Consider the following 13,082-nt stretch of genomic DNA (forward strand, 5'->3'; position numbering starts at 1 on the left):
TTCGTGAGACGTAAATTCTTGCTTCTGCTGGAAACCGGACTGGTTCTGGCGGTGCTGCTGTTGGGCACTTGCGCCTGGAAAATTCATTCGGCGTTGCAACAACCGCTGAACATCACCCAGGAAGAACTGCTGGACGTCCCCAACGGGACCACCCCCACCGGAACCTTCAAGCGCCTCGAAGCGGACGGCCTGATCAAGGACGCTTTCTGGTTGCGCGTCTATTGGCGCTTCAATCTGGCCGGCCAACCGTTGCATTCCGGTGAGTACCGGATGGTGCCGGGCATGACAATGGAAAGCCTGATCGAGGTCTGGAAGCGCGGGGAAGTGGTGCAGTACAGCGTCACCCTGGTGGAGGGGTGGAATTTTCGCCAAGTTCGCGCGGCGCTGGCCAAGGATGAAAAACTCCAGCAGACCCTCGCCGGTCTGAGTGACAGCGAAGTGATGGACCGCCTGGGGCATTCCGGGATATTCCCCGAGGGACGGTTCTTCCCGGACACCTATCGCTTCGTGCGTGGCACATCGGACGCTGACCTGCTGAAAATTGCCTACGACCGGCTCGAAGACGTGCTTGCCAAAGAGTGGGCGCAACGCGCCGCCGATTTACCTTACTCCCAGCCCTATCAGGCGCTGATCATGGCATCCCTGGTGGAAAAGGAAACCGGCGTGCCTGAGGAGCGTGGGCAGATCGCCGGTGTGTTCGTGCGCCGTATGCGCCTGGGCATGCTGTTGCAAACCGACCCTACCGTGATCTACGGGCTGGGCGAGCGCTACAACGGCAAACTCACCCGTGCTCACTTGCGGGAAGAAAACCCCTACAACACCTATCTGATTCCTGGCCTGCCGCCGACACCGATTGCGATGGTGGGGCGCGAGGCGATTCACGCCGCGTTGAACCCAGTTGCCGGCAACAGCCTTTACTTCGTCGCCCGTGGTGATGGTAGCCACGTGTTCTCCGATGACCTGGATGCGCACAATAACGCCGTGCGCGAATATCAGCTCAAGCGCCGAGCCGATTATCGCTCCAGTCCGGCCCCGACTGTGCCGGATGAGGAGTCTGTCGACGAACCGAATGCCAGCGAGCCGCCGCGCTCGCAATGACTTTGTTTAAGGATCGCCCGTGACTGGCTTGTTTATAACGCTGGAAGGCCCTGAAGGCGCCGGCAAGAGCACCAACCGCGAATACCTGGCCGAACGCCTGCGAGCCGCCGGCATCGAGGTGGTGTTGACCCGCGAGCCCGGAGGTACGCCGCTGGCCGAGCGGATTCGCGAGGTGCTGCTTGCGCCGATCGAAGAAGTCATGAACCCTGACACCGAGCTGTTGCTGGTGTTCGCCGCCCGGGCACAACACTTGGCCGAAGTGATTCGCCCGGCGCTGGCCCGTGGCGCGGTGGTGCTCTGCGATCGTTTTACCGATTCGACCTATGCCTATCAGGGCGGTGGAAGGGGCTTGTCCCTGGAGCGCATCGCCGCGCTGGAAACCTTCGTCCAGGGTGACCTGCGGCCGGACCTGACCCTGGTGTTCGATCTACCGGTGGAAATCGGCCTGGCCCGCGCCAGCGCCCGGGGCCGGCTGGATCGTTTCGAACTGGAAGGCCAGGCGTTCTTCAACGCGGTGCGCAATGCTTTTTTGAGTCGGGCCAAGGCCGATCCGGCGCGTTATCTGTTGATTGATGCCGCTCAGCCGTTGGCGCAAGTCCAGCAGGCGCTGGACGGTTTGTTGCCACGTTTGCTGGAGCGTGCCCGTGGCTGAAGCCTATCCCTGGCAGGACGGACTCTGGCAGCAACTGGCCGGAAGGGCACAGCATGCCCATGCCTACCTGCTGCACGGCCCGGTCGGTATCGGTAAGCGGGCGTTGGCCGAGCGTCTGATGGCCAGCCTGCTTTGCCAGCGCCCGGGTGTCTCGAACGCGTGCGGTGAGTGCAAGTCTTGCCTGTTGCTCAAGGCTGGCAGTCATCCTGACAATTACGTGTTGGAACCGGAGGAGGCGGACAAGGCGATCAAGGTCGACCAGGTCCGGGATCTGGTCAGCTTCGTGGTCCAGACCTCGCAGATGGGCGGGCGCAAGGTGGTGCTGATCGAGCCGGTGGAATCGATGAACATCAATGCCGCCAACGCCTTGCTCAAGAGCCTTGAAGAGCCTTCCGGCGATACCGTGCTGTTGCTGGTCAGTCACCAGCCGAGCCGCTTGCTGGCAACCATCAAAAGCCGTTGCGTACAGCAGGCCTGTCCGTTGCCCAGTGAGGCGATGAGCTTGAAGTGGTTGGCCGAGGCCTTGCCTGACAGCAGCGACGAAGAACGCGTCGAGTTGCTGACCCTTGCCGCCGGCTCGCCGTTGGCGGCCGTCAGTCTCCAGGCCCAGGGTGTGCGTGAACAACGGGCGCTGGTGGTGGATGGGGTGAAGAAGCTGCTCAAGCAGCAACAGTCTCCCACGCAACTGGCAGAAGGCTGGAACGCCATCCCGCTGCTTCTGCTGTTCGACTGGTTCTGTGATTGGTCGAGTCTGATCCTGCGCTACCAGCTCACCGAGGACGAAACCGGCCTGGGACTGGCGGACATGCGCAAGGTGATTCAGTACCTGGCGCAAAAAAGCAGCCAGGATAAAATCTTGAACATTCAGGACTGGATTCTTGCCCAACGTCAGAAGGTGCTGAGCAAGGCGAACCTCAATCGGGTGCTGTTGCTCGAGGCGCTGTTGGTGCAATGGGCGAGTTTGCCTGGTCGAAACTGACAGACACTGCCTAAACTCAGCTCAATCGCAGCGGAGATCAGCATGAACGAACCTGTCAGTCCCGGGCCACGCAACGGCATCCTGTCCCTGACCATCAAGGACAAGTCAGTGCTCTACGCCGCCTACATGCCCTTCATCAAGAACGGCGGCCTGTTCATCCCCACCAACAAGAATTATCGCTTGGGCGATGAGGTGTTCATGCTCTTGAGCTTGATGGACGAAGCGGAGAAGATCCCGGTCGCCGGCAAGGTGATCTGGATGACGCCCAAAGGCGCCCAGGGTAACCGGGCTGCCGGTGTTGGTGTGCAGTTCAACGACGGCGACCACTCAGCCCGTAATCAGATCGAAACCCACCTGGCCGGAACCCTGAAATCCGACCGTCCCACCCATACGATGTAGCCCGGCCCTTTATGCTTGTAGATTCCCATTGTCACCTTGATCGTCTCGACCTCGCCGCCCACGACGGCTCCCTGGATGCTGCACTGGATGCCGCCCGCCAGCGCGGTGTCGGTCACTTCCTGTGCATCGGCGTCAGCGCCGACAATGCCGCCGACGTCAAAGCCCTGGCCGAACGCTATGCAGATGTCGATTGTTCAGTCGGCATCCATCCTCTGGACGTCCAGCCCGACGCTACGCCTGCCCTGGATTGGCTGTTGCGCGAGCTCGACCATCCACGGGTGGTCGCCATTGGCGAAACCGGCCTGGACTATCACTACGAACCGCAAGCCGCCGAGGTCCAGCAGGCTTCGTTCCGGCTGCATCTGGAGGCCGCGCAACAGACTGGCAAACCGGTGATCATCCACACCCGCGGCGCCCGGGCCGACACCCTGGCCTTGTTGCGTGACGCCTCGTTGCCCCAGGCGGGTGTGCTGCATTGCTTCACCGAGGACTGGGACATGGCCAAGGCCGCGCTGGACATGGGCTATTACATTTCCTTGTCCGGCATTGTCACGTTTCGCAATGCCGATGCACTGCGGGATGTGGCCAGCAAAGTGCCGGCAGATCGCCTGTTGGTGGAAACCGATTCACCGTACCTTGCGCCGATTCCGTATCGTGGCAAGCCGAACCTTCCGCAATACGTGCGGGAAGTGGCGGAGTTCCTGGCGATGTTGCGGGGCGAGTCCTACGAGCGATTTGCCGAACAGACTACGGAGAACTTCAAGCGGCTGTTTCCGCTGGCCCATGTCCGCGCGGCGTCTGCCTGAGTTTCAGGCAAAAAAAACCCGGGTTCTGGGGGGTGAATCCGGGTTAAGACCATTAGGAGTAAAACAAAGGCACGCGGTCCGTTGGTACCTTTACCGGCGCGTCACTTGGGGGAGATGTCGCGCCGACAGTTCAAGTATTGATCAGTATGCTGACGCGTCCAGTTTAGCCGGGCTGGTTTTTAAACAAATTTGGAATACGCTCGCTTCGGATAAGTTCTCACTGCCGTCAAAGCCAGTCGTTACGGTGCGGCGAAGCGAATGACAGGAAGCTGGAGCTGCACGGTTTTGTGAAGAACTGTGGTTGGGAACGGATGATCCGTGCATTTTTGCGTAAGTTAGGCATAATACTCGGCTTCGAATTTTGACCCTTCAGACCTTTTTCTTATGCACAAAGAACCCCGTAAGGTCCGTGAGTTTCGTCGCCGCGAGCAGGAAATTCTCGACACCGCGCTCAAGTTGTTCCTCGACCAGGGTGAAGACAGCGTCACCGTCGAGATGATTGCGGATGCCGTGGGTATCGGCAAAGGCACGATTTATAAACATTTCAAATCCAAGGCGGAGATCTACCTGCGCCTGATGCTTGATTACGAGCGCGATTTGAATGAGTTGCTGCATTCGGCCGATGTGGACAAGGACAAGGAGGCCCTGTCCCGGGCCTACTTCGAATTCCGCATGCGCGATCCGCAGCGTTATCGCTTGTTCGACCGCCTGGAAGAGAAGGTGGTCAAGGGCAACCAAGTGCCGGAGATGGTCGAGGAACTGCACAAGATCCGCGCCTCGAACTTCGAGCGCCTGACCCTGCTGATCAAAGGCCGGATCAGTGAAGGTAAGCTCGAAGACGTGCCGCCCTATTTCCACTACTGCGCCGCCTGGGCGTTGGTGCACGGTGCGGTGGCGCTGTATCACTCGCCGTTCTGGAGCAACGTGCTGGAAGACCAGGAAGGCTTCTTCCAGTTCCTGATGGACATAGGCGTTCGCATGGGCAACAAGCGCAAGCGTGACACCGACGTTCCGAGCAGCTAAGTCATTCAGCTGCCTGATTGCGCCATGTCCGCTTACATGGCGCAGTGTCCCAGGAATATACTCAGGCTTGGGCCTTGCGAAAACTTGAGTTCTGGGTCAAGTTTCGTAAGTCCGATTCTTCTTTCGCCGGAGTGATCCATGATCGTTGACCGTCAAGGCAGGCGTTTCCGCAATTTGCGAATCAGCCTGACTTCAGCCTGCAATTACGCCTGTACCTACTGCGTGCCCAACGGCAAGCGGCTGGTGGCTGCGCAGGATGAACTGTCGGCCGAGGCCATGGCGCGCGGTGTGGCCTACCTGATCGAAGCTGCCGGTATCGAGCGGCTGCGCATCACCGGCGGCGAGCCGCTGGTCAGCCCCAAGCTTGAAAGCTTCATGATGGCGGTGGGGCAGATGGGCCTGGAGGACATCAGCCTGACCACCAATGGTCAGTTACTGGCCAAAAAGCTGCCTTTGCTGGTAGATGCCGGCATCCGCCGCATCAACGTTTCCCTCGATACCCTGGACCCAGGGGCGTTTCGCAGTATCGCCCGCGGTGGCGATCTGGCAACCGTGCTCGACGGGATGGATCAGGCCCGTGCTGCGGGAATGAAGATCAAGGTCAACATGGTGCCGTTGCGCGGGCAGAACCTGGATCAGGTGATGCCACTGCTGGAGTACTGCCTGGAGCGCGGCTATGAGCTGCGCTTCATCGAGCTGATGCGCATGGGGCACCTGGCCAGCGACTCCAACGCGTTCCTGCAGCAATTCGTCAGCCTTCAGCAGTTGCTGAGCCTGATCGGCGACCAGTACGAGTACCTGCAAGCCGACGCTCCAGTGGATGCCACCGCAGTGCGCTATGAAATTCCGGGGCTAGGGCATTTTGGCGTGATCGCTAACGAAAGCGTGCCGTTCTGCCGTACCTGCTCACGGTTGCGGCTGTCCTCCACGGGTTGGCTGCATGGCTGCCTGTCGTCGAGTAACCGACACTTTGTCGGCGATCTGCTGGACAAACCCCGGCATCAGGCATTGCCGGCTCTGCAGCGTTTGCTGGTCAAGGCGTTGGGGGATAAGCAGGAAGTGGCGTTCTCTGGCGGCGCAACCATCATGAAAATCATCGGCGGTTGACGAATGCTATCGCGGGCAAGCTTTGCTCCCAGGTGAACACCGTACCCGTGGGAGCAAGGCTTGCCCGCGATAGCAATTTCCCCTTCACTTGGATGTGTCTGACACCCCCATTTCGATGAGCTGGCGCAAAAGCTGCATCCAATGGCCATTCGCCGGTTTTCCGTCACCGGTTTTTGGAGGGTAGGATGCGTAGCCTGGTTTTGCTGCTGGCCGTTTTGGCGCTCGGTGGCTGCATGAATGTCAGCGACATGGGGGAGGGCGTTCGCTATCACATGAGCGACGCCGGTTTGCTGGACCACAGCGACAGCCGGCGTGTGAATAACCTACGCATCCAGCCGGATTCGTTCATCTACATTGCTCAGGGTGCCTTCGCGCCTCCCGGCAGTGCCTACCCGCGGCCCAATGTCGTCGCCGAAGAGGCCTTCAACGGTTTCATCGAGTATTTCCCCATGGTGCGTCGTGCCCGGGTTCCCGAGGGTCTGGACCAGGCCATGGGCGAAGCCCGAGCCGCCGGTGCTCACTACTTGCTGTATACGCGGTTCGCCAAGGCCGACAACCGTATCGGCAACACCGACGAATGGCTGGATGAAGAGGCCGTGGACCGTTTGGGTGTCGACACCAGCGTCATTCAAATCATGTTGATCGAGACCAGCACCCAGTATTTGATTGATACTGCACGCATCAAGAGTCGTGGCGGTTTACTGACGTTGCACGACAAACAGCCAGAAGACCTGATCGCTCCCCCTTTGCGCGAGTATGCCCGCAGCCTGTTGGGAGTGAGCGACCAGTAACATTCAAGGAGTCACCATGAGCGGACCGCAAAAAGCCAATGACCTGCTGGGGCAGATCCCCAAGACCAAAGGTTTGCCGCCAGTCCACTTGTGGAATCCTGACTTCTGCGGCGATATCGACATGCGCATCGCCCGTGATGGCACCTGGTATTACCTGGGTACGCCAATCGGGCGCAAGCCGATGGTCAAGCTGTTCTCCACTATCATCCGCCGCGACGGCGATGATTACTTCCTGATCACTCCTGTGGAAAAAGTCGGCATCAAGGTCGACGATGCACCGTTTGTGGCGGTGACCCTGGAGGTTGAAGGGCAGGGTGAGCAGCAGCGACTGCGCTTCACCACCAACGTCGAGGAAACCACTGAGGCCGGCGGTGAACATCCGATGCGGGTGGTGATCGATCCGCAAACCCAGGAACCCGCGCCCTACGTGCACGTACGCAGCAACCTCGAAGCGCTGATCCATCGCAATGTGTTCTACCAGTTGGTGGAGCTGGCGGTCAGTCGCGAGATCGACGGGCAGAGGTGGTTGGGGGTATGGAGTGGTGGGGTATTTTTCCCGATAGGCCTGGAACCCTGAACCCTGTGGGAGCGAGCCTGCTCGCGATGACGGCAGCATGGCCAACCTTGTCTTAACTGATCCACCGCTATCGCGAGCAGGTTCGCTCCCACCCGGGTGAAGCCGTAAAATTCAAATTGACACCCAATCATATGATGATTAGTTTGGGCCTCTATAGAAAGTGGCCCCGGGGTGTTCATGTCCAGCAGTTTTCACGCATCGACCGTCGATTGGCTGGGGGGCTGGATAGCCGCCGGTCAGGTCAAGCCTGGGCAGACCATCAAGGTTGAGGCCGACCTCGGCCAGCAACTGGGCGTCAGCCGCACGGTGATCCGCGAAGCGATCAAGACCCTGGTGGCCAAAGGCATGCTGGAAGTCGGCCCGAAAGTCGGGACACGGGTGCTGCCGGTGCGTCGCTGGAATCTGTTCGACCCGCAGGTGGTCGGTTGGCTGTCGCGCAGTGGGCTGCCGGAAAATTTTGTCGATGACCTGCTGGACCTGCGGCGTACCATCGAACCGATGGCGGTGCGCTGGGCGTGTGAGCGAGCGACGGCTGATCAGGTGCAGGCGATCCGCCTGGCCTACCATGCCCTGGAGCGGGCGGTGGACAGCGGGGCCGATTACAACCGTGCCGACCAGTTCTTCCATGAGTGCATCCTCGCTGCCAGCCATAATCAATTTATTGAGCAAATGGTCCCAGCCCTGGGCGCGCTGCTGGCGGTGTCGTTCGAGGTGTCCGCCGCCGACCCGGATGAGCTGCGCCGCACGTTGCCGATCCACAAGGATATCGCCGAAGCCATCGCTGCCCGTGACGCGGCGCGGGGCGTCTGGGCCTGCATGACCTTGATCGATAACGCTGACCTGGCGATCAAGCGTTTTTACCCTAACGTCATGGCCGGGCGGACAGAGATCGCCGGGCAAGCGGGAAACAGGAGTGTTCAATGATGTGGACGGCTGTGACGGAACACCGGGCGATATTGGGAGAGGGCCCCTTCTGGGACGAGCCGACCCAAGCACTGTATTGGGTCGACATTGCCGGTAAACAGGCGCTGCGGCTGATCGGCGCGAATGTGCAAATCTGGCAGATGCCCGAGCATGTGTCCGCTTTCATTCCGACACAAAGCGGCGACGCCTTGGTGACCCTGAGCAGCGGTGTCTATCGACTCGATCTGGATTCGCCGGGACTGGAACCGAACCTGAAATTGCTGTGCATGGCCGATCCCCGGCCAGGGAATCGCGCCAACGAGGCCCGTTGCGATGCCCTGGGCCAGCTCTGGCTCGGCACCATGCAGAACAACATCGGCGAAAACGCAGAAGACCTGCCCATTGAAGGACGATTCGGGGGCCTGTTTCGCATTGGCGCCGATGGCCGGGTCATGCCGCTGCTGCGCGATCGGGGCATTCCCAACACGCTGTTATGGAGTCCTGACGGCACTACGGTGTATTTCGGCGAAAGTCTCGACGGCACGCTTTACCGACATTTCATTTATCCCGACGGCAGCCTGGCCCCCGCCGAGGTCTGGTTTGGCCCTCACCCGCGTGGCGGCCCCGACGGCTCGGCAATGGATGCCAGGGGCTATGTCTGGAATGCTCGCTGGGACGGTAGCTGCCTGCTGCGACTGGACCCGCAAGGTCAGGTTGATCGGGTGATCGAGCTGCCCGTCAGTCGTCCCACCAGCTGTGTGTTTGGTGGTGAGGACCTCAAGACACTGTACATCACCAGTGCGGCGAGCCCACTTAACCATCCACTCGACGGCGCGGTGTTGTCGATGCGAGTCGATGTACCCGGTGTGGCTTGTACGCGGTTTGCGGGCTAAATCCCAAAATATGGGATGTAAATATATATATTGAGATTATTTGGCGAGCGGGTTTATAGTCGGTCCCATCAGCGACACGCACTCACACTAAAAAAACAAGACAGGTGAAGTGATGCAACGATCTTCCTCCGTACCGCCCGACGGCGTACGCGATTCCAAAAGCCTTTCGACCGGTCATCTCTGGATGTCCGGTTTTTGTCGTGCTTGCGGACAGGAGTCTTGAGTCATGGCCCACACCCTGTCCTTGTTACCGATGCCCGAACCCCCGAAAGGCGAACGCCTGAAAAACAAAGTTGTGCTGCTGACCGGGGCTGCCCAAGGCATTGGCGAGGCGATCGTCGCCGCGTTCGCCTCGCAGCAGGCACGCTTGGTCATCAGTGATATCCAGGCCGAGAAGGTTGAGACAGTCGCAGCCCTCTGGCGTGAACGCGGGGCGGATGTGCAGGCACTCAAAGCCGATGTATCCAACCAGCAGGACCTGCATGCCATGGCCCGTCGTGCCGTCGAGCTGCACGGTCGCATCGACGTTCTGGTGAACTGCGCGGGCGTGAACGTATTTCGTGACCCGCTGGAAATGACCGAGCAGGATTGGCGGCGTTGTTTCGCCATCGACCTGGATGGCGCCTGGTACGGTTGCAAGGCTGTGTTGCCGCAGATGCTTGAGCAGGGCGGGGGCAGCATCATCAATATCGCCTCGACTCATTCATCCCACATCATTCCCGGCTGTTTCCCTTACCCGGTGGCCAAGCACGGACTGCTCGGCCTGACCCGCGCATTGGGTATCGAATACGCGCCCAAAGGTGTGCGGGTGAATGCCATTGCGCCGGGTTACATCGAAACCCAATTGAATATCGACTACTGGAACGGCTTCGCCGATCCACATGCCGAACGCCAGCGTGCGCTGGATCTGCACCCGCCACGCCGAATCGGCCAGCCGATCGAAGTGGCAATGACTGCGGTGTTCCTGGCCAGTGATGAAGCACCTTTCATCAACGCCTCGTGCATCACCATCGATGGTGGACGTTCGGTCATGTACCACGACTGAATATTTCGGGATTTCAGTCGGAAACTTCGCCTGTAATCCAATCATCATACGATATGACTATTTGGACCTATGCTGTACAGCAACATGTTTGACCGCCCAGCCTGCGCATTTCCACTGATGTTGGAGCAGGGCCCTGGACGTTTTGGCTTTCAATAAAAAAAACAAGGAGACAGCTATGAATCATCGTCGTGGGATCCGTTCCCTGTGCCGTGCCGCCCTGGCGGTTACTGCCGTCAGCCTCAGCAGCACCTTGCTGGCGGCCGAAGAAGTGAAGATCGGTTTTCTGGTCAAGCAGGCCGAAGAACCCTGGTTCCAGACCGAATGGGCGTTCGCCGAAAAGGCTGGTAAGGACCGGGGCTTCACGGTGATCAAGATCGCCGTGCCCGACGGCGAGAAGACCCTCTCGGCCATCGACAGCCTCGCCGCTAATGGCGCCAAGGGCTTCGTGATCTGCCCACCGGACGTGGCTCTCGGCCCGGCCATCGTGGCCAAGGCCAAACTCAATGACATGAAAGTGATTGCTGTGGATGACCGTTTCGTCGGCTCCGATGGCAAGTTCATGGAAGACGTGCCGTACCTGGGCATGGCCGCGTTCGAAGTGGGCCAGAAGCAAGGCGACGCGATGGCCGCTGAGGCGAAAAAGCGCGGTTGGGACTGGAAGGACACCTATGCCGTGATCAACACCTACAACGAGCTGGATACGGGCAAGAAACGTACCGACGGGTCGGTCGACGCCCTGAAGAAGGCCGGCTTTCCAGACGATCACATCCTTTATACCGCGCTGAAAACCCTCGACGTGCCGGGCAGCATGGACGCCACTAACTCGGCCCTGGTGAAACTGCCCAGCGGGGCGAAAAACCTGATCATCGGCGGCATGAACGACAACACGGTGCTGGGCGGCGTGCGCGCGACCGAAAGCGCCGGGTTCAAGGCGGCCAATGTGATCGGGATCGGCATCAACGGCACCGACGCCATTGGCGAATTGAAGAAAGCCGACAGTGGTTTCTTCGGTTCGATGCTGCCAAGCCCACACATCGAAGGCTACAAGACTGCCGAGATGATGTACGAGTGGATCACCACCGGCAAAGAGCCACCGAAGTACACCGCCATGGACGAGGTGACGCTGATCACTCGGGAGAACTTCAAGCAAGAGCTGGAGAAGATCGGCCTGTGGAACTGATGGTCGGTTGATTCAAAAGCGGCCCTGGCCTGACGAGTGCCGGGGTTGCTTGATCTCTGTGAGTTCGAGGTGGTTATGCAAGCGCAAACAGCGACACAGCAACACAACATGGGCGGCAGCTTGCGGTTCAACGGGATTGGTAAATCCTTTCCCGGTGTGCAGGCGCTGGCCAATATCAGTTTCGTTGCTCATCCGGGACAGGTCCATGCTTTGATGGGCGAGAACGGCGCGGGCAAGTCCACGTTGCTGAAGATCCTCGGCGGTGCCTACATCCCCAGCAGCGGCGACCTGCAGATCGGCGAGCAGACGATGGCTTTCAAAGGCACCGCCGACAGCATTGCCAGCGGCGTGGCGGTGATCCACCAGGAGCTGCACCTGGTGCCGGAAATGACCGTTGCCGAAAATCTGTTCCTGGGGCATTTGCCGGCCCGTTTCGGTCTGGTCAATCGTGGGCAACTGCGCCAGCAGGCGTTGGCGTTGCTCAAAGGCCTGGCCGACGAAATCGACCCCCAGGAAAAAGTCGGTCGCCTGTCCCTCGGCCAGCGGCAACTGGTGGAAATCGCCAAGGCCTTGTCCCGTGGCGCCCATGTCATTGCCTTTGATGAACCCACCAGCAGCCTCTCGGCGCGGGAAATCGACCGCCTGATGGCGATCATCACCCGCCTGCGGGACGAGGGCAAAGTGGTGCTGTATGTCAGCCACCGCATGGAAGAGGTGTTCCGCATCTGTAACGCGGTCACGGTGTTCAAGGACGGCCGTTATGTGCATACCTTCGAGAACATGAGCGAGCTGACCCACGATCAGTTGGTCACCTGCATGGTCGGTCGCGACATCCAGGACATCTACGATTACCGCCCTCGCGAGCGCGGCGATGTGGCGTTGCAGGTCGAGGGGCTGCTCGGCCCGGGCCTGCGGGAGCCGGTGAGTTTCCAGGTGCATAAAGGTGAAATCCTCGGCCTGTTCGGGCTGGTGGGTGCCGGCCGTACCGAGTTGCTGCGGTTGCTCAGTGGGCTGGAACGCCAAACTGACGGGCGCCTGGTTCTGCATGACCAGCAGTTGAAACTGCGTTCACCCCGGGATGCCATTGCCGCGGGCGTATTGCTCTGCCCGGAGGATCGCAAGAAGGAAGGCATCATCCCGTTGGGCAGCGTGGGCGAGAACATCAACATCAGCGCTCGCGGCGCCCATTCCACCCTGGGGTGCCTGTTGCGGGGCGACTGGGAGCGGGGTAACGCCGACAAGCAGATCAAGGCGCTGAAAGTGAAGACGCCATCGGCGGGTCAGAAAATCATGTACCTGTCTGGCGGCAATCAGCAGAAAGCGATTCTCGGTCGCTGGCTGTCGATGCCGATGAAAGTCCTGTTGCTGGACGAGCCCACGCGCGGTATCGACATCGGCGCCAAGGCCGAGATTTATCAGATCATCCACAACCTGGCGGCCGATGGCATTGCGGTGATTGTGGTGTCCAGCGATCTGATGGAAGTGATGGGCATATCCGACCGAATCCTGGTGCTCTGCGAAGGGGTTATGCGCGGCGAGCTGCCGCGTGACCAGGCCAACGAATCCAACCTGCTGCAACTGGCGCTGCCACGCCAACGCGTTGCCGACGCGGCGAACTGAGAGGTAAAC

Annotated in this window: 14 protein-coding genes; all 14 read left to right on the top strand. The window is 59.9% G+C overall.

The features are described 5' to 3' along the window. The first annotated feature begins 3 nt into the window (after nt 1-3). The 14 genes from mltG (at nt 4) to araG (ending at nt 13,073) form a co-directional block, all read left to right on the top strand. The gene (mltG, locus tag MKS85_RS08480; RefSeq protein ID WP_310662804.1) at nt 4-1,098 is read left to right on the top strand and encodes an endolytic transglycosylase MltG; all 1,095 of its coding nucleotides are present in this window, start codon (nt 4-6) and stop codon (nt 1,096-1,098) included. A 19-nt stretch (nt 1,099-1,117) separates the two neighbouring features. Continuing rightward, on the top strand, nt 1,118-1,750 hold the full coding sequence (gene tmk / locus MKS85_RS08485) for a dTMP kinase (RefSeq protein WP_047228202.1): 633 nt from the start codon (nt 1,118-1,120) through the stop codon (nt 1,748-1,750). Then, the gene (locus tag MKS85_RS08490) at nt 1,743-2,729 is read left to right on the top strand and encodes a DNA polymerase III subunit delta' (RefSeq protein WP_092458737.1); all 987 of its coding nucleotides are present in this window, start codon (nt 1,743-1,745) and stop codon (nt 2,727-2,729) included. Before tmk ends, MKS85_RS08490 begins: the two co-directional genes overlap by 8 nt. A gap of 42 nt (nt 2,730-2,771) precedes the next feature. After that, entirely contained in the window at nt 2,772-3,128 is a 357-nt protein-coding gene (locus tag MKS85_RS08495) for a PilZ domain-containing protein (RefSeq protein WP_047228204.1), read from the top strand. An 11-nt stretch (nt 3,129-3,139) separates the two neighbouring features. Beyond that, entirely contained in the window at nt 3,140-3,934 is a 795-nt protein-coding gene (locus MKS85_RS08500) for a TatD family hydrolase (protein ID WP_139049464.1), read from the top strand. 384 nt (nt 3,935-4,318) lie between these two features. Further along, nucleotides 4,319-4,957: a TetR/AcrR family transcriptional regulator gene (locus tag MKS85_RS08505; protein WP_003204240.1), complete on the top strand. Its 639-nt coding sequence runs from the start codon at nt 4,319-4,321 to the stop codon at nt 4,955-4,957. A gap of 138 nt (nt 4,958-5,095) precedes the next feature. Next, nucleotides 5,096-6,064 (top strand): GTP 3',8-cyclase MoaA, encoded by a 969-nt coding sequence (locus MKS85_RS08510; RefSeq protein WP_107322022.1) that lies wholly within the window; start codon nt 5,096-5,098, stop codon nt 6,062-6,064. Nucleotides 6,065-6,249: 185 nt separating this feature from the next. Beyond that, entirely contained in the window at nt 6,250-6,855 is a 606-nt protein-coding gene (locus MKS85_RS08515; RefSeq protein WP_047228207.1) for a DUF4823 domain-containing protein, read from the top strand. Between the two features lie 16 nt (nt 6,856-6,871). Continuing rightward, nucleotides 6,872-7,432: a DUF1285 domain-containing protein gene (locus tag MKS85_RS08520; protein WP_047228208.1), complete on the top strand. Its 561-nt coding sequence runs from the start codon at nt 6,872-6,874 to the stop codon at nt 7,430-7,432. 177 nt (nt 7,433-7,609) lie between these two features. Next, nucleotides 7,610-8,356, top strand: coding sequence for a FadR/GntR family transcriptional regulator (locus MKS85_RS08525; protein WP_047228209.1), 747 nt, complete (start codon nt 7,610-7,612; stop codon nt 8,354-8,356). Beyond that, on the top strand, nt 8,353-9,228 hold the full coding sequence (locus tag MKS85_RS08530; protein WP_173406700.1) for an SMP-30/gluconolactonase/LRE family protein: 876 nt from the start codon (nt 8,353-8,355) through the stop codon (nt 9,226-9,228). Before MKS85_RS08525 ends, MKS85_RS08530 begins: the two co-directional genes overlap by 4 nt. A gap of 226 nt (nt 9,229-9,454) precedes the next feature. Beyond that, nucleotides 9,455-10,273, top strand: coding sequence for an SDR family oxidoreductase (locus MKS85_RS08535; protein ID WP_047228211.1), 819 nt, complete (start codon nt 9,455-9,457; stop codon nt 10,271-10,273). 175 nt (nt 10,274-10,448) lie between these two features. After that, entirely contained in the window at nt 10,449-11,453 is a 1,005-nt protein-coding gene (locus tag MKS85_RS08540; protein WP_188252046.1) for a substrate-binding domain-containing protein, read from the top strand. A 75-nt stretch (nt 11,454-11,528) separates the two neighbouring features. After that, a complete protein-coding gene (gene araG / locus MKS85_RS08545; protein WP_047228213.1) occupies nt 11,529-13,073 on the top strand; it encodes an L-arabinose ABC transporter ATP-binding protein AraG in 1,545 nt (514 codons plus the stop codon). The last annotated feature ends 9 nt before the right edge of the window (nt 13,074-13,082 follow it).

Source organism: Pseudomonas sp. JL2, from assembly GCF_031570495.1.
In the GTDB taxonomy this organism is placed as follows: Bacteria; Pseudomonadota; Gammaproteobacteria; order Pseudomonadales; family Pseudomonadaceae; genus Aquipseudomonas; species Aquipseudomonas rhizophila.